Below are 17,534 nucleotides of genomic sequence, written 5' to 3'. Positions count from 1 at the left end.
GCTGTGGTGATGACTTGTACGGCGCTGCGGCAGTGGCGGATCAGCGGGTCAGGAAAAAATCAGTGGCTGGCCACCAGTACCCCCTTGAGCAGAGCGATGGCGGGCTGATTGTCGGCGGCGGCCAGCAGCAGTTGTTTCTGTTCAGGGGGTATCGGCAGCACCTCCAGCCAGCGCTGGGCCACCCAGTTGCCATCGTCCCAGCAGGGGGCGGGATAGAGGGCGGCATAGTCGGGATAGTCGGCAAACACCTCCCGCAATGCCTCGGCCAGCGGTTGCTGATCGGGATGGAGCCGGCGGGGCGGCCAGGCCGTCAGCGGCGTCACCTCGCCGATACGCAGGCCATCGGGCTCCTGCCACAAATCCTCTATCTGCACCCGCTCCATCCCCAGCACCGTGATCCCCAGCATGCCGTCCGGCAGCCGGTCGAAATCGATGATGGTGACCCGGGTGGCGATGGGCAGCATGTTGCGCAGGGCGTCGGGCTGGCGAGGGTCCACCATGCAGAGGGCAAAGCCGGGCTCCCCCGCCTCGGCAATCATCCGCTGGTATCTCGGTTCGAAGATCCGCAGCGGCATGACGCCGCCGGGCAGCAGGTGGGCAGATAGGGGAAACAGCGCCAGTCGCATCGCAAACTCCTCGGTTGGGAACCCCTGTTGATACGCCGGGCCAGAGGGAGGAGATCATTCCCGTCATCGGAAAGGAAAAACCCTTAACAATCAGGGGAAAATAGCCTGGACAAGCCGCTTCGATATGCAGTAGAAATGGATAAGCACCGTAATTTCCGCCCAATATTCTGGAATATGGTGCCAAACGCAGTGAAATATCCGCCCGACAGCGAGCGGCGGGTCATCCCTATAGTTTTCTCGGGCCGATGCGGGTAAAATTCACGCCCTTATATATCAGTCATTTTTCGACGCGCAACCTTGGTGGTCAGTTATGAAAGAGCATATTCATCATCTACTTGAACAAACGGTAGCCAATCTCAAGTCAGCAGGCGTCCTGCCGGCGGACCTGGAAGCCCGCGTGCAAGTAGACCGATGCAAGGAAAAAGCTCACGGCGACCTGGCTACCAACCTGGCCATGCTGCTGGCCAAACCGGCCCGCAAGAATCCCCGTGAGCTGGCAGCGGCCATCATCGAGCACCTGCCTGCCTCCGACCTGATCGCCAAGGTCGAGATCGCCGGTCCCGGCTTCATCAACTTCTTCTTCGACCAGCGCTGGCTGGCCGGTCAGGTCGAGGCCATGGTGACCTCTGCCAACGCCAACGTACGGTTGCCCGCGCCACAAACCGTGGTGGTGGACTACTCCGCCCCCAACGTGGCCAAAGAGATGGCGGTGCACCACATCCGCTCCACCGTACTCGGTGACGTAGCTGCGCGCGCGCTGGAATTCCTCGGCCACAAAGTGATCCGTGCCAACCACATCGGCGACTGGGGCACCCAGTTCGGCATGCTGATCGCCTATCTGGAGAAGATGTCCAACGAACACGCCAGCGACATGGCACTCAAGGATCTGGAAGCCTTCTACACCCAGGCCAAGCGTTGCTACGACGAAGACGAAGCCTTTGCCGAGCGCGCCCGTAACTACGTGGTCAAGCTGCAGGGCGGCGACGAGTACTGCCGTACCATGTGGAAGAAGCTGGTCGACATGACCATGGAACAGAACCAGATCAACTACGACCGCCTGAATGTCTCCCTGACCAACAAGGACATCATGGGCGAGTCCATGTACAACGACATGCTGCCGGAGATCGTGGCCGACCTGAAAGCCAAGGGGCTGGCGGTCGAGAGCGAAGGCGCCACCGTTGTCTTCCTGGACGAGTTCAAGAACAAGGATGGCGAGGCCATGGGCGTCATCATCCAGAAGAGCGATGGCGGTTTCCTCTACACCACCACCGACATCGCCTGTGCCAAATACCGTTATGAAACCCTGGGCGCCGACCGTGTCATGTACTTCATCGACTCCCGTCAGCACCAGCACCTGATGCAGGCCTGGACCATCACCCGCAAGGCGGGCTATGTGCCGGAATCCGTGCCGCTTGAGCACCACGCCTTCGGCATGATGCTGGGCAAGGATGGTCGTCCCTACAAGACCCGTTCCGGTGGCACCGTCAAGCTGGTTGACCTGCTGAACGAAGCCGAAGAGCGCGCCGCTGCGCTGCTGGAGAGCCGCAACAGCGACCTCTCTGCCGAAGAGAAGGCCAATGTGGTCAACGCCATCGCCATGGGCGCGGTCAAGTATGCGGATCTCTCCAAGAACCGTACTACCGACTACATCTTCGACTGGGATCTGATGCTGTCGTTTGAAGGCAACACTGCCCCTTACCTGCAGTACGCCTACACCCGTATCCAGTCCATCTTCCGCAAGGCCAACATCGATGCCGAGACGCTGACCGGCAACGTGACCCTGAACGAAGAGGCCGAAGAGGTGCTGGCCCAGAAGCTGATCCAGTTCTCCGACGCGGTCAACGGCGTGGCCGACAAAGGCATGCCACACCTGCTCTGTACCTACCTGTACGAGTTGTCAGGCAACTTCATGACCTTCTATGAAGCCTGCCCGATCAACAAGGATGGCGTGGACGAGGCAACCCGTCAGAGCCGTCTGCTGCTGTGCGCCGCCACCGCCAAGGTACTGAAACTGGGCCTCGGCGTACTGGGCATCCATACCCTGGAGCGCATGTAATAGATGGCAACCCGGGATTATGTCGGCAGCCGCCCGCGACGTCGGGCGGGTGGCCGCAATACCAAGAAAGCGGCCCCTCGCCGCTTTCCTGTTATTCCAGTGCTGCTGGTCGTGGCACTGCTGGCAGGCTTTGGTGGCTTCCTTTACATGATCAATGGCAAGGGCAGCGACGCCCCCACCATCGAAGAGCAGGTAAAGGCCAACAAGCCAAAACCACAGAACAACGGGTTGCCACAGGAGAAGTGGAGCTACATCGAACGGCTTGAGAACAAGCAGGTTGATGTTATCGAGCCACCGCCCCAGCCGGGCGTACTGCCACCGCCCCCCGCCGATACTCTGACCCTGCAGCCGGAAAAGCTGCCGCAACCGGTACCGACCGACATTCCCCAACCGGGGACGCCCATCGGCCAGTCCAAACCCTATCAGACCAATCCGGCGACAACGCCTGACAACAGTGCGCCCGTTGCCAGCGCTCGGGAACAGGTGATCGATCGCCAGGCCGAACGAGAACGGATGGAGCGGGAGATCCGTGCCGAGCTGGAGCGGGAGCGGGCCGAAGCAGCCAAGGCCAAAGCGGCTACCCCACCAGCCCAGACCGCAGCCGCCGACAGCAGTCGCTATATGATGCAGTGCGCCGCCCTGCGCTCGCAGGATTCTGCAGAGTCGCTCAAGGCGCGTATCGCCTTCACCGCCGGCCTCTCTTCCAGCCTGCAGGTGATCAATGGCGCCAACGGCACCGTCTACAAGGTGATGGTGGGCCCCTTCAACGGCAAGGCGGCCGCCGATGCGGCCAACAGCAAGCTGCAGAGCTCCGGCATCAGCGGCTGCATTCCCAAGAAAGGGTAATCCGCTTACCGATGACGCAGGGCCGGGTGGCAACACCCGGCCCTGCTCTTTTGGTATCACTCGCACCCACGCTGTTTGCTACCCCGTTTATCCCGACCAAAGGCAGGGTTGAAAAACCCGTTTGCCATCCCCATCTTTCTTGCCATGCACAGTCAGGCCGTCATTCGGCTCAAGCGAGGTAAGTAAAGTGACTACCATAGTTTCAGTTCGCCGCAACGGTCAGGTCGTCATCGGTGGCGATGGCCAGGTCTCTCTTGGCAACACCGTCATGAAGGGCAACGCCCGCAAGGTTCATCGCCTCTATAACGGCAAGGTGCTGGCCGGTTTCGCTGGCGGTACCGCCGACGCCTTCACCCTGCTCGAACGTTTCGAAGCAAAACTGCAGGCCCATCAGGGTAATCTGGAGCGCGCCGCCGTGGCGCTGGCCAAAGATTGGCGCACCGATCGCGCCCTGCGCCGTCTCGAAGCGCTGCTGGCCGTGGCCGACGAACACAAATCCTTCATCATCACCGGCAACGGTGACGTGGTGCAGCCGGAGCACGATCTCATCGCCATCGGCAGCGGCGGCAACTTCGCCCAGTCCGCCGCCATCGCGCTGCTGGAAAACACCGAGCTGGATGCCAGGACCATTGTCGAGAAGTCCCTCAAGATTGCGGGCGACATCTGCGTCTTCACCAACGGCAACCACACCATCGAAGTGCTGGACTACGCAGCCAAATAAGGCCGCCAGCCAAACCCAATTTCCCAAGGGGCGGGCACTGCCCGCCCCGGATACAGGAACACCATCATGTCCGAGATGACCCCGAGAGAAATCGTCCACGAGCTGGACAGACACATCATTGGTCAGGCCGATGCCAAGCGCGCCGTTGCCGTTGCCCTGCGCAATCGCTGGCGCCGGATGCAGCTCAACGAAGAGATGCGCCATGAAGTGACCCCGAAAAACATCCTGATGATCGGCCCGACCGGTGTCGGCAAGACCGAGATCGCCCGTCGTCTGGCCAAGCTGGCCAACGCCCCCTTCATCAAGGTGGAAGCGACCAAGTTCACCGAAGTGGGCTATGTCGGCAAGGAAGTGGATAGCATCATCCGCGATCTGACCGATGCCGCCATCAAGCTGGTGCGCGAAACCGAGATGGAGAAGATGAAATATCGCGCCGAGGAAGCCGCCGAAGAGCGCATCCTCGACGCCCTGCTGCCCAACCCGCGCAACACCTGGGGTGAGGAAGAGAAAGCCGACAACTCCAACACCCGCCAGATCTTCCGCAAGAAACTGCGGGAAGGTCAGCTGGATGACAAGGAGATCGAGCTGGAGCTCTCCGCCTCCCCGATGGGCGTCGAAATCATGACCCCGCCGGGCATGGAAGAGATGGCCAACCAGCTGCAGGGGCTGTTCCAGAATCTGGGCCAGAACCAGAAGAAGAAGCGCAAGATCAAGGTCAAAGAGGCCATGAAGGCGCTGATCGAAGAGGAAGCGGCCCGTCTGGTCAATCCTGAAGAGCTGAAGCAGAAAGCCATCGCCGCAGTCGAGAACAACGGCATCGTCTTCCTCGACGAGATCGACAAGATCTGCAAGCGCGGCGAGAGCTCGGGCCCCGATGTCTCCCGTGAAGGGGTACAGCGCGACCTGCTGCCGCTGGTCGAGGGCTGCACCGTCAACACCAAGCACGGCATGGTCAAGACCGACCACATCCTGTTTGTCGCCTCCGGCGCCTTCCAGATCGCCAAGCCGTCCGACCTCATCCCCGAGCTGCAGGGCCGTCTGCCGATCCGGGTCGAGCTGACCGCCCTGACCACCGATGACTTCGAGCGCATCCTGACCGAACCGAACGCCTCGCTGACCGATCAGTACAAGGCGCTGATGGCCACCGAAGGGGTCAACATCGAGTTCACCAAGGATGGCATCCGCCGTCTGGCTGAAGCGGCGTGGCAGGTTAACGAGCGTACCGAGAACATCGGCGCCCGCCGCCTGCACACCGTGATGGAACGCCTGATGGAAGATATCTCCTACGACGCTTCCGAGAAGTCCGGCGAGACCTTTGTCATCGACACCGACTACGTCAACGCCCACCTAGGTGCGCTTGTCGAGGATGAAGATCTGAGCCGCTTTATTCTGTAAGCGCAGTTCCGTTTGTAAAAAAACGCCTCCAGAAATGGGGGCGTTTTGCATTTTAATGCCCCTAACCATCCTCTCCAGCCATTGACGGGACTGTCAACTAAGGCACTGATATTATTTATATTCCTCTTTAATGGAGCATGCCAATGACTGAACGTGAACCTGATATTGTGACAGTAAATGGTCGTCAGATTGATTTCATTGAGATCCATGAGGACGGCCCCCTTGTGCCACTTATTTTGAGCAGATCACAGGGTGGCGGAGTAATCCAACTCGGAGGCACAGGACAAAAAATTCGCCTGAGCATCAATCCAGGCAGCAGTGATTGGCAATGGCTTGACTCAATATCTCGGCAAAGAAGATACAGCTTGGATTTTGAATCTGCGTGCATCGCTACATTAAGAAAAAAGATCGGTAAACGTGGCTCTATTGTCGGCAATACCCACGACACTTGGTATCTCGAGTTTACTGACTGGGACACCAGCCAATAAGCGACATCATGGACGCCTCCCTGTGTGGAGGCGTCCTTTTTCATCTCCGCTGAAATTTGCTCAAAAAAAGATCTATCTACTTCTGTGCGGTTGATTTATACATATGTATAAATCAGATCGAAATCTGTGCAGCAGGAACCCGAAAGATGAATCCAACCCGGCAGAAACTGCTCGATACCGGCCTCGCCATCGCCACCGAGAAGGGGCTGCGCGGCCTGACGGTGCGCGAGCTGGCGGCGGCGGCCGAGGTGAACCTTGGCTCCTTCGTCTATCACTTCGGCAACCGCGATGCCTTTATCGACGAGCTGGTGGAGCTCTGGTACGCCCCCCTCTATGACGAGCTCAAGGCGGTGGCAGCCAAAGGCTCCTACCCCTCTGCCATCGCCATGTTCGAGGCCACCATGCAGGCGCTGATCGGGCTGGTGGCGCGCCAACGCGGCTTTATCAACCACCTGTTTGGCGATGCGCTGGCGGGTGAAGGGGCGGCCCAACGTTTTCTGCTCAGCTTGCCACGCCGTCATCCCCTGCTGCTGATCGAGCAGGTACGGATGGCACAGGCGGAAGGGTCGCTGGTCGCGGGTCACCCGCTCCAGCTGATGATCTTCATCATGGGGTCGGTCGGCCTGCCGTTGGTGATCGCAGGCAGCGGTCGTCAGCTCGGCTGGCTGCCCGAACAGGCCGCCCCCTTTCTGAGTCAGATAGACAGCCCTGAGGCCGCCAGACAACGGCTGGTATGGGCCCTGCGCGGCCTGCGCCCCACCGACATGAAAGAAGGAGAAGCGGCATGAAACAACGCATTGCAATCGTAGCCCTGCTGCTAACCGTTATCGGTGGCTACCTCTGGTGGCAGGGGCGCCCCGCCGACGGCTCCATCCTTTACGGCAATGTCGATATTCGCGACGTCAATCTGGCCTTTCGAGTCGGCGGTCGCGTCGATCAGGTGCTGGTCGATGAGGGCGATAGCGTAAAAGCCGGTCAACTGCTGGCCCGCCTCGATCCGATTCCCCTCACCCACAGCCGCGACAGCGCCCGCGCCAATCTGGCTGCGCTCACTGCCGCCAACACCTTGATCCACAAAGGCTATCGCAGCGAAGAGACCGACCGCGCCCGGGCCGCACTGGCCGCCGCCGAAGCCGCTGCACTGGAGGCAGACCAGCAGTGGCGCCGCCAGATCGCATTGGCAGCCACCGGCGCCATCTCCCGCGGTCAGCTCGATACCGCCCGCTCCCAGCGGGATCAGACCCGGGCGCAGGTGCGCTCCGCCCGCGAGCAGCTCGCCCAGCTCGAAACCGGCTACCGCCCGGAAGAGATTGCCCAGTCCGATGCCCAACTGGAAGGGGCCAAAGCGGCGCTCGCCAGTGCCGAACTGGCGCTGGCGGATGCCAGCCTGACCGCCCCCAGCGACGGCATCATCATCAGCCGCGCCATCGAGAACGGCAGCATGGTGCAGAGCGGAGCGACCGCCTTCAATCTCTCCCTGACTGCGCCGGTCTGGGTGCGCGCCTATGTGGAGGAGCCCTGGCTCGGCCACTTCCCGAGCGGCGCCAGGGTGACCCTCACCACCGACTCGCGGTCGGATCAGCCCTATCACGGGGTGGTGGGCTTTGTCTCGCCCACCGCCGAGTTCACCCCGAAATCGGTGGAGACGCCTGACCTGCGTACTCACCTCGTCTACCGGCTGCGCATCGTTGTGCAGGACCCCGACCCGGCCCTGCGCCAAGGGATGCCGGTCACCGTCAGGCTGGCGCCATGAGCTGCGCCATCTCCCTTGAGGGGCTCACCAAACGCTTTGGCGAGCGGGTCGCCCTCAACGCCATCTCGGCCACCATTCCGGCTGGTGGTATCACCGGGCTGGTCGGCCCCGACGGCGCGGGCAAGAGCACTTTGCTGCGCCTGCTGGCCGGTCTGCTGATCCCGGAAGCGGGCACCATCCGGGTGCTGGGGCTGGATCCGGTGAGCGAGGGGGATCTGCTGCGTCAGCGCCTCGGCTACATGCCCCAGCAGTTCGGCCTCTACGAGGATCTCAGCGTGCTGGAGAACCTCACCCTCTACGCTGACTTGCGCGGCGTACTGGAGCCCGAACGCACGCCCACCTTCGCGCGGCTGCTCGCCTTCACCGATCTGGCGCGCTTCACCGCAAGGCCGGCAGGCAAGCTCTCTGGCGGGATGAAGCAGAAGCTCGGGCTGGCCTGCGCCCTGCTCGGCACCCCGGATGTGCTGCTGCTCGATGAACCCGGGGTCGGGGTCGATCCCATCTCCCGCCGCGCCCTCTGGCAGATGGTGCGCGAGCTGGCCAAGGGGGGGATGACGGTGCTCTGGAGTACCGCCTATCTCGATGAGGCGGAGCTGTGCGACCACGTGCTGCTGATGGCGGATGGCGAGGTGCGCACCAGCGGCACGCCGGCCGATCTGATGGGAGCCATGGCCAGCCGCTGCTGGCTGCTGGAGGCGGGGCAACTGGATGGCCGCGAGCGGCGCGCCCTGCTGCGCCGGGCACTGGCTCACCCGGCGGTGATGGATGGCGCGGTGGCGGGGGAGCGGGTGCGCCTGCTGCTGCACCCGGGCATGACGCCCCCGCCGCTGGCGGAGCTGCAGCTGGCCAACGGAGCTTTTCAACCGGCCCAGCCGCGGCTGGAGGATGCCTTTATTGACCTGCTCGGCGGCGGCCCCGGCGGGGAGTCGAGTCTGGCGGCGGGGATGCGGGAGGCCGAACTGCCGCAGGGGGTCTCCCCCGAGGCGGTGATCGAGGCGCGCCACCTCACCAAGCTCTTCGGCGATTTTACCGCCACCGATGATGTCAGCTTTGCGGTGCGCCGCGGCGAGATCTTCGGCCTGCTCGGCCCCAACGGGGCGGGCAAGTCCACCACCTTCAAGATGGAGTGCGGCCTGCTGCGCCCGAGCGAGGGACAGGCGCTGGTGACCGGCATCGATCTGGCTCACAGCCCCTCGGCGGCGCGCCAGCGCCTCGGCTACATGGCGCAGAAGTTCTCCCTCTACAAGCAGCTCACCGTGGCCCAGAACCTCTCCTTCTTCGCCGGTATCTACGGCCTGTTCGGCCGCCACCAGCAGACGCGGATCGATGCCATGGTGACTGCCTTTGCCCTCGCCCCCTGGCTCGATCAGAAGGCGGAATCCCTGCCGCTCGGCCTGCGCCAGCGCTTATCGCTGGCCTGCGCCCTGCTGCACGAGCCGCCGCTGCTGTTTCTCGACGAGCCCACCTCCGGGGTCGATCCGGTGACCCGGCGCGAGTTCTGGTCGCACATCAACGCGCTGGCCGACCACGGCGTCACAGTGCTGGTCACCACCCACTTTATGGACGAGGCGGAGTATTGCGACCGCATTGCCCTCATCTATCGCGGCAAGCTGCTGGCGCTCGGCACTCCGGACGATCTCAAGGGGCTGGCCGCCAAAGAGGCGGCGACCTCTTTGCCAACCGGCTCCTTGCCGACCTGTTCTTTGCCAACAATGGAAGAGGCCTTTATCACCCTGGTCGAACGGGCCAGCGAGGAGGAAGCATGAGCATCAACCGTCGGCGACTGCTGGCCCTCTGCCGCAAGGAGACGCTGCAAATCGTCCGTGACCCAAGCAGCATCCTCATCGCCTTCATCATGCCGGTGGTGCTGCTGGTGGTGATGGGTTACGCCATCAATCTGGATGTGGACCACCTGCGCCTCGGCATCTGGCGTACCGATAGCGGCGCCCCGGCGGTGCGGCTGGAGCAGGCCCTGCGCGGCTCAACCGCGCTGGAGATCCACAGCGGCCCGAGCAGGGAGTCCCTGCTCGCCAGTCTGGCCCGTGGCGAGATCCGCGGCCTGCTGGTGATCGATGACGGCTTCTCCCGCGCCATGGCCGGTCAGAGCAATGGCACGCCGCAGGCGCTGCTGCTGACTGACGGCTCCGAGCCCAACACCGCCAACTTCGTCACCAACTATGTGCAGGGGATCTGGCAGGGGTGGCTCGCCGGCGAGGGGGTTGCCATGCCGGTGTCGATAGAGAGCCGCGCCTGGTTCAACCCGGCGCTGGTGAGCCGCAACTTTCTGGTGCCGGGCTCCATTGCGGTGGTGATGACCATCATCGGTGCCCTGCTCACCTCGCTGGTGGTGGCGCGGGAGTGGGAGCGTGGCACCATGGAGGCGCTGCTCGCCACCCCGGTCACCAAGGGGGAGCTGCTGCTCTCCAAGCTGTTGCCCTACTACGGCCTTGGCATCATCGCCATGCTGCTCTGCCTGCTCTTCTCGGTGGCGGTGATGGGCGTACCGTGGCGCGGCTCCCTGCTGCTGCTCTTTCTGGTCACCAGCGTCTTTCTCGGCAGCGCCCTCGGACTCGGGCTGTTTCTCTCCACCGTGATGCGCAGCCAGTTCAACGCCGCGCAGGCAGCGCTGATCGCCGCGTTTCTGCCCGCCGTGATGCTGTCGGGCTTCGTGTTCGAGATCGCCAGCATGCCACCGCTGCTGCGGGCCATCACCCACCTCATTCCGGCCCGCTACTTCGCGAGCTCCCTGCAGACCCTCTATCAGGCGGGCAGCGTCTTCTCGATCCTGCTGGTCAACGGTTTCTGTCTGCTGCTGCTGGCCGGTTTCTGGCTGGCCCTGACCGCCCGCAAGACGCGGCGCACTCTGGAGTAACCCATGCTGATCCGACTCTGGTGGCTGATCCGAAAAGAGCTGCAGGCCCTGATGGGCAATACCCAGGGGCGCTTTCTGCTCATCATGCCGGTGCTGCTGCAAACCGCCCTCTTCCCGTTCGCCGCCACTCTGGAGGTGACCGGCAACACGCTGGCCATCTACAACCAGGATGGCGGTGCCCAGAGCCGCGAGCTGCTGGAACGCCTCACCCATATGCCCGCCTTCACCACCATCATCCCGGTGCAGGGCGAGGCGGGCATGACCGAGGCCATCACCGGGCAGCAGGCGCTGCTCGGGCTGATTATTCCGGGGGATTTCTCGCGCCGGCTGGCGCGGGGCGAACCGGCCAAGGTGCAGCTGATTATCGATGGCCGTCGCTCCAACGGCGGTCAGGTGGCGGCTGGCTACATCAGTCAGGTTATCGCCCGCTGGCAAAGTGAGGGCAAAGGGCAACCCGAGCTGGCGGTACGTAACCTCTACAACCCCAACGTCGAGTTCCACTGGCATATCCTGCCAGCGCTGGTAGCCATCATCACCACCACCGGCTGTCTGATTGTCACCGCCCTCTCGGTCGCGCGGGAGCGGGAAGAGGGCACCTTCGATCAGCTGCTGGTCTCGCCCCTCACCGCGGGCTGGATCATGGCGGGCAAGGCGGTGCCCGGCATCATGGTGGCGGTGGGACAAGGGTGCATAGTCGCGCTGGCCGCCCGTTTTGTCTTTCACCTCCCCTTTGCCGGCAGCCTCAGTCTGCTGATGGCGGGCATGGTCTGCTACGGGCTGGCACTGGCCGGGATCGGGCTCTTCATCTCGTCGTTCTGCTCGACCCAGCAGCAGGCCTTTCTCGGGGTCTTCTCCTTCACCGTCCCGGCGGTGATCCTCTCTGGTTATATCTCGCCGGTGGAGAACATGCCGCAGGTGTTCCAGTGGCTGGCGGCCATCGACCCCCTCACCCACTTCATCGTGCTGCTCAAGGGGGTCTTCCTCAAGGGGTTTGACTGGTCGGCCGCCTGGCCCCTGCTCTGGCCGCTGCTCGCCATCGCCGGCGTCACCCTGTCGCTGGCGCTCGCCATGTTCCGCCGCCATATCGCCTGACGTGCCGCCTTGCTCGGCTGATGCCGGTCTCGCCAGTGCGAGGCCGGCCATTTTCCGCCAGAAGTTTTCACTCCCCGGCTTTTGCTAAAGCGCTCTTGCTCTCCACCATCCCTCACTCCAAGCCAACGCAGAAATCATCAACTGGTATACCTATTTTTGTATATCTTTGAATTTTATCGAATTACCCCTGACGAGATATATAAATAGACACTTGATTTGCATCAATTGCCCGCCCCGACTGACTGGGTAGCCTAGCCCCAGAATGATGTTTTATTACTCCAAACTAGAGGCAATCATGAGCAAAGTCAGACTGGTCGTTGTGGGCAACGGCATGGTGGGGCACCGCTTCATCGAAGAGTTGATCGAGCGGGCCGACCCGGGCCGCTACGAGATCACCGTCTTCGGTGCAGAACCCCGTCCCGCCTACGATCGCGTCCATCTCTCCTCCTACTTCTCCCATCACACCAGCGAAGATCTCTCCCTCGTCAAACCCGGTTTCTACGACAAGCACGGCATCCGCCTGCTGCTCGGCGAAGCGGTGAAAAAAATCGACAGGGCCAACCGCGAAGTGCACTCCAACAAGGGCACTGTGGTCGGGTACGACAAGCTGGTGCTGGCCACCGGCTCCTACCCCTGGATGCCGCCCATTACGGGCAGCCAGCACCACGAGTGCTTCGTCTATCGCACCATCGAGGATCTGAAAGCCATCCGCAGCGCCGCCAGGAGCAGCAAGAGCGGGGTGGTGATCGGGGGCGGCCTGCTTGGCCTTGAAGCGGCCGGTGCCCTCAAGGCGCTGGGTCTCGAGACCCACGTTGTGGAGTTTGCTCCTGTGCTGATGGCCGAGCAGCTCGACGGTCAGGGCGGCCAGCTGCTGCGCCGCAAGATTGAATCCATGGGCGTGCAGGTACACACCAGCAAGAGCACCAGCGAGATCCTGATGCATGGCGGCGAGCAGGCGAAACACCGCCTCGCCTTTGCCGACGGCAGCCAGCTGGAAGTGGATGTGGTGGTCTTCTCCACCGGCATTCGCCCGCAAGATACTCTGGGCCGTTACGGTGATCTCGCCATCGCCGAGCGCGGCGGCATCGTCATCGACGATCACTGCCTCACCTCCGATCCCGACATCTATGCCATCGGCGAGTGCGCCGCCTGGCAGGGCCGCTTCTTCGGGCTGGTGGCGCCGGGCTACAAGATGGCCCAGATCACCGTCGACCATCTGCTCGGCGGCGACAGCCGTTTCGAGGGGGCGGACATGAGCGCCAAGCTCAAGCTGCTCGGCGTTTCCGTCGGCTCCATCGGTGATGCCCACGGCCGCACCCCGGGCAGCCACAGCTATGTGTTTCAGGACGATCAGGCCGGCGTCTACAAGAAGATCGTGGTGAGCGAAGACAACAGCCGATTGCTCGGCGCCGTGCTGGTGGGTGACGTGGAGGATTACGGCAACCTGCTGCAGATGATGCTCAACGCCCTGCCGCTACCGAGCCACCCGGACACCCTGATCCTGCCCGCCTACGCCGGTGCCAAGCCGACGCTGGGGGTGGATGCCCTGCCGGAGAGCGCCCAGATCTGCTCCTGCTTCGACGTCTCCAAGGGTGACATCGCCCAGGCCGTCGCCGAGGGTCACACCACCCTGGCCGCCATCAAGCAGCACACCAAGGCCGGTACCGGCTGTGGCGGCTGTGTGCCGCTCATCAGCCAGGTGCTCAACGCCGAGCTGGTGAAGCAGGGCATCGAGGTCAACAACCACCTCTGCGCCCACTTCCCCCACTCCCGTCAGGAGCTGTTCCATCTGGTCAAGGTGGAGGGGATCAGGAGCTTCGACGAGCTGCTGGCCAAGCACGGTCAGGGCTATGGCTGCGAGGTGTGCAAACCGACCGTCGGCTCCATCCTCGCCTCCTGCTGGAACGAGCATGTACTGAGCCCGCGCAACATCCCGTTGCAGGACACCAACGATATCTTCCTCGGCAACATGCAGAAGGACGGCAGCTACTCCGTCATCCCGCGCATGGCCGGTGGCGAAGTGACTCCGGAGGGGCTGCTGGCGGTGGCCGAAGTGGCCCGCGACTACAAGCTCTACACCAAGATCACCGGCGCCCAGCGCATCGGCCTGTTCGGGGCCCAGAAGGATGATCTGCCTGCCATTTGGCGCAAGCTGCTGGCGGCGGGCTTCGAGACAGGTCAGGCCTACGCCAAGGCACTGCGCATGGCCAAAACCTGCGTCGGCAGCACCTGGTGCCGCTTCGGCGTGCAGGACAGCGTTGGCCTCGGGGTCTTCCTCGAGAACCGCTACAAGGGCATTCGCACCCCGCACAAGATGAAGTTTGGCGTCTCCGGCTGTACCCGCGAATGTGCGGAAGCGCAGGGCAAGGACGTCGGCATCATCGCCACCGACGCGGGCTGGAACCTCTATGTGGGCGGCAACGGCGGCATGAAACCGCGCCACGCCGACCTGCTGGCGTCTGACCTTGACCGCGAGACGTTAGTCCGGTTGATAGACCGCTTTATGATGTTCTACGTCACCAGCGCCGACAAACTGCAGCGCACCTCGGTCTGGCTCGGCAATCTGGAAGGGGGCGTCGACTACCTGCGCGAGGTGATCGTCGACGACAAGCTGGGGCTGGTCGAGACGCTGGAGCGCGATATCCAGACCCTGATCGATAGCTACGAATGCGAATGGTCGCGCACCCTCAACGAAGAGGAAGCACTCAAGCGCTTCAGCCACTTCATCAACAGCGACAAGCGCGACCCGGACGTCCAGTTCGTCGCCGAGCGCGATCAGCACCGACCGGCCACCCCGGCCGAGCGCATCCCCGTCTACCAGATCGAGGTGAAAACCAAATGATGAAATTAGCCTGCCAACTCAACGACATCCTGCCGGGCTGCATGGACGTTTGCGCCCTGCTCGATAGCCAGTCCATCCAACTCGAGGTGGAGATTAAACGATGAAACTTGCCTGCCAACTCAACGACATCCTGCCGGGAACCGGCGTCTGTGCCCTGCTGGAAGGGCGCCAGATCGCCCTGTTCCGCCCGAGCGTGGCCGCCGAGGTGTTCGCCATCGACAACCGGGACCCCTTCTTCGCCGCCAACGTGCTGTCGCGGGGCCTGATCTGCGAACACGACGGCGAACTCTGGGTGGCCAGCCCGCTCAAGAAGCAGCGCTTTCGTCTGAGCGATGGCCACTGTTTCGACAATCCTGCGATGTCGGTGCAGAGCTACCCCGTTGAAGTGCGCGACCAGCAGGTCTGGGTCGCCGTCTAAAGCCAAATTCACTCTCTTTCGGGCTGCCTGAGGGCAGCCCTTTCAAGGACTCACAAGATGTACACGGAAACCATTAATAAGTGCGCCGCCAACGCGGCCCGCATCAACCGCTTCGAGCGCAGCGACACACTCGGCTTCTGGCTCAGCTCCGCCATGGCGGGGGCCTATGTGGGCCTTGGCATCATCCTCATCTTCACCCTCGGCAACCTGGTGGATCCGAGCATCCGGCCGCTGGTGATGGGGGCCACCTTCGGTATCGCCCTGACGCTGGTGATCATCGCAGGCTCCGAGTTGTTCACCGGCCACACCATGTTCCTCACCTTCGGGGTGAAAACCGGCAAGATCACCATGGCCGACCTGCTGCGCATCCTGCCGCAGACCTGGGCGGGCAACCTGATTGGCTCCATCGTGGTGGCGCTCATCTACTCCTACGGCGGCAGCCTGCTGCCGGACGCGGGCAGCCTAGCGCACAAGGTGGCGCTGGCCAAGACTCAGGCACCGGCCCTGACCCTGTTTATGAAGGGGATCCTCTGCAACTGGCTGGTCTGCCTCGCCATCTGGATGGCGCTGCGCACCGAAGGGGCCGCCAAGTTCATCGCCATCTGGTGGTGCCTGCTGGCCTTTATCGCCTCCGGCTACGAGCACTCCATCGCCAACATGACCCTGTTCGCTCTCTCCTGGTTTGGCGCCCACTCCGAGGCCTACACCCTGGGCGGCATCGGCCACAACCTGCTGTGGGTGACCCTGGGCAACACAGTCTCCGGTGCCCTCTTTATGGGCCTCGGCTACTGGTATGCCACCCCCAAGGCTGAGCGCCCGGTCGCGGTGAGCGACGCCACCACCACCGCCAGCCAGACCCAAACCGCCTGATCCGGAGGCCCCATGGACTACTTGCCAATCTTTTGCCGACTCGACAACAAACCCGTGCTGCTAGTCGGCGGCGGCGAGGTAGCGGAGCGCAAGGCGCGCCTGCTGCTGGATGCCGGTGCCCAGCTCACCGTGGTCGCCCCCGAGCTCGACCCCGAGCTGGCGGAACTGGCTGCCAACGGCAGCATCGAATGGCTGGCCGGTGAATTCGCGCCGGAGCAACTGGCGGGCAAGTGGCTGGTGGTGGCCGCCACCGATCGGCGCGAGGTGAATGCGCTGGTTTACCAAAGCGCCAATCAGGCGCGGATCTTTGCCAACGTGGTGGATGACCCGAAACGCTCCAGCTTCATCATGCCGTCGATCATCGACCGCTCGCCGCTGATGGTGGCCATCTCCTCCGGCGGCAAGGCCCCGGTGCTGGCCCGGCTGCTGCGGGAAAAACTGGAAGCCCTGCTGCCGCAACATCTGGGGGCCGTGGCGACCTTTGCCGGCAGCCTGCGGGAGCGGGTCAAGGCCCGCTTTGCCAGCATGGGGGAGCGGCGCCGCTTCTGGGAGCGGCTGCTCGGGGCGGATCGGCTCGGTCAGGCGCTGGCGCGGGGGGATAGCGCCTCTGCCAACCAGCTGGCCGACAGCCTGTTTGCCGATGAAAGCCAGACCGGAGGCGAGGTGGTGCTGGTGGGAGCGGGCCCCGGCGATCCGGGTCTGCTCACCCTGCACGCCCTGCGCCAGATGCAGCAGGCGGACGTGGTGGTTTACGACCGGCTGGTCTCGGACGAAGTGATGGCGCTGGTGCGCCGGGATGCCAAGCGCATCTTCGTCGGCAAGCAGGCGGGCAACCACTGCGTGCCGCAGGAGGGGATCAACCAGCTCTTGCTGGAGGAGGCGAAGCAGGGGCAACGGGTGGTGCGGCTGAAGGGGGGCGACCCCTTCATCTTCGGCCGTGGCGGCGAGGAGCTGGAGACGCTGGTCGGCACTGGCATCGGCTTTCAGGTGGTGCCGGGGATCACCGCGGCCAGCGGCTGCGCCGCCTACGCCGGCATTCCGCTGACCCATCGCGACCACGCCCAGAGCGTGCGCTTCATCACCGCCCACGGCAAGGGGGGCGCCCGGGATCTCGACTGGCCGCTGCTCGCCAAGGACAAACAGACTCTGGTGTTCTACATGGGGCTCTCCTCCTGCGCCACCATCCGTGAACAGCTGCTGGCCCACGGCAAGGCAGGCGACACCCCGGTGGCGCTGATCGAGCGCGGCACCCAGCCCTGCCAGCGGGTCATTCGCGGCACTCTCGATGAGCTACCCGCGCTGGCGGTGGGGGTCGAAAGCCCGGCGCTGATCATGGTGGGCTCGGTGGTGACCCTGGCCGACCGGCTCGCCTGGTTTGGCGAGGCCCCGCAGCGCCAGCGAGCCCTCGCCTGAGGGATCCTCGGCAACTCACCATGAGGCCACCAGCAGGTGGCCTCACTTTTACCCCCCCTCTTCTCCCATCACGGTCATAACCTGTTGTTTTAAGTCTGGTATCCTATGGGCATTGAGCCCTTGGCTACCATCTCAGGAATTC

15 protein-coding genes are annotated in these 17,534 nt (G+C 63.3%); 14 read left to right on the top strand and 1 reads right to left on the bottom strand.

Features of this window, described 5'->3' with window-relative positions; all coding sequences use genetic code 11:
- Positions 1 to 59: 59 nt before the first annotated feature.
- Positions 60 to 626 (bottom strand): LON peptidase substrate-binding domain-containing protein, encoded by a 567-nt coding sequence (locus G5315_RS11865; RefSeq protein WP_139433473.1) that lies wholly within the window; start codon positions 624 to 626, stop codon positions 60 to 62.
- 310 nt (positions 627 to 936) lie between these two features.
- Between G5315_RS11865 and argS the strand changes: the two genes are divergently transcribed.
- The 14 genes from argS to cysG all read left to right on the top strand — a co-directional run bounded on the left by argS (position 937) and on the right by cysG (position 17,392).
- Positions 937 to 2,682 (top strand): arginine--tRNA ligase, encoded by a 1,746-nt coding sequence (gene argS, locus G5315_RS11860; protein ID WP_005355547.1) that lies wholly within the window; start codon positions 937 to 939, stop codon positions 2,680 to 2,682.
- Between the two features lie 3 nt (positions 2,683 to 2,685).
- Complete coding sequence (locus tag G5315_RS11855; RefSeq protein WP_421333096.1) at positions 2,686 to 3,528, top strand: SPOR domain-containing protein; 843 nt, start codon at positions 2,686 to 2,688, stop codon at positions 3,526 to 3,528.
- A 187-nt stretch (positions 3,529 to 3,715) separates the two neighbouring features.
- Positions 3,716 to 4,249, top strand: a complete 534-nt coding sequence (hslV, locus tag G5315_RS11850) for an ATP-dependent protease subunit HslV (protein ID WP_005342555.1) — start codon at positions 3,716 to 3,718, stop codon at positions 4,247 to 4,249.
- Between the two features lie 66 nt (positions 4,250 to 4,315).
- Positions 4,316 to 5,644, top strand: a complete 1,329-nt coding sequence (hslU, locus tag G5315_RS11845; RefSeq protein WP_005340773.1) for an HslU--HslV peptidase ATPase subunit — start codon at positions 4,316 to 4,318, stop codon at positions 5,642 to 5,644.
- A gap of 143 nt (positions 5,645 to 5,787) precedes the next feature.
- Positions 5,788 to 6,132, top strand: coding sequence for a hypothetical protein (locus G5315_RS11840; RefSeq protein ID WP_335837535.1), 345 nt, complete (start codon positions 5,788 to 5,790; stop codon positions 6,130 to 6,132).
- Between the two features lie 146 nt (positions 6,133 to 6,278).
- Positions 6,279 to 6,920: a TetR/AcrR family transcriptional regulator gene (locus tag G5315_RS11835; protein ID WP_421333095.1), complete on the top strand. Its 642-nt coding sequence runs from the start codon at positions 6,279 to 6,281 to the stop codon at positions 6,918 to 6,920.
- On the top strand, positions 6,917 to 7,885 hold the full coding sequence (hlyD, locus tag G5315_RS11830; RefSeq protein ID WP_421333094.1) for a secretion protein HlyD: 969 nt from the start codon (positions 6,917 to 6,919) through the stop codon (positions 7,883 to 7,885). The genes G5315_RS11835 and hlyD overlap by 4 nt, the downstream gene beginning before the upstream one ends.
- Complete coding sequence (locus G5315_RS11825; protein WP_421258800.1) at positions 7,882 to 9,651, top strand: ATP-binding cassette domain-containing protein; 1,770 nt, start codon at positions 7,882 to 7,884, stop codon at positions 9,649 to 9,651. The genes hlyD and G5315_RS11825 overlap by 4 nt, the downstream gene beginning before the upstream one ends.
- Positions 9,648 to 10,757 (top strand): ABC transporter permease, encoded by a 1,110-nt coding sequence (locus G5315_RS11820; RefSeq protein ID WP_421333093.1) that lies wholly within the window; start codon positions 9,648 to 9,650, stop codon positions 10,755 to 10,757. Before G5315_RS11825 ends, G5315_RS11820 begins: the two co-directional genes overlap by 4 nt.
- A gap of 3 nt (positions 10,758 to 10,760) precedes the next feature.
- Complete coding sequence (locus G5315_RS11815) at positions 10,761 to 11,849, top strand: ABC transporter permease (RefSeq protein WP_005355575.1); 1,089 nt, start codon at positions 10,761 to 10,763, stop codon at positions 11,847 to 11,849.
- Positions 11,850 to 12,144: 295 nt separating this feature from the next.
- A complete protein-coding gene (gene nirB / locus G5315_RS11810; RefSeq protein WP_421333092.1) occupies positions 12,145 to 14,691 on the top strand; it encodes a nitrite reductase large subunit NirB in 2,547 nt (848 codons plus the stop codon).
- Positions 14,692 to 14,791: 100 nt separating this feature from the next.
- Positions 14,792 to 15,109 (top strand): nitrite reductase small subunit NirD, encoded by a 318-nt coding sequence (gene nirD, locus G5315_RS11805; RefSeq protein WP_421333091.1) that lies wholly within the window; start codon positions 14,792 to 14,794, stop codon positions 15,107 to 15,109.
- Positions 15,110 to 15,166: 57 nt separating this feature from the next.
- Positions 15,167 to 15,979, top strand: a complete 813-nt coding sequence (gene nirC / locus G5315_RS11800) for a nitrite transporter NirC (protein WP_421333090.1) — start codon at positions 15,167 to 15,169, stop codon at positions 15,977 to 15,979.
- Between the two features lie 12 nt (positions 15,980 to 15,991).
- The gene (gene cysG, locus G5315_RS11795) at positions 15,992 to 17,392 is read left to right on the top strand and encodes a siroheme synthase CysG (RefSeq protein ID WP_421333089.1); all 1,401 of its coding nucleotides are present in this window, start codon (positions 15,992 to 15,994) and stop codon (positions 17,390 to 17,392) included.
- The last annotated feature ends 142 nt before the right edge of the window (positions 17,393 to 17,534 follow it).

The sequence above is a fragment of the Aeromonas sp. 603607 genome, assembly GCF_049171595.1.
In the GTDB taxonomy this organism is placed as follows: Bacteria; Pseudomonadota; Gammaproteobacteria; order Enterobacterales; family Aeromonadaceae; genus Aeromonas; species Aeromonas veronii.
This window is presented reverse-complemented; position numbering and strand designations above follow the sequence as displayed.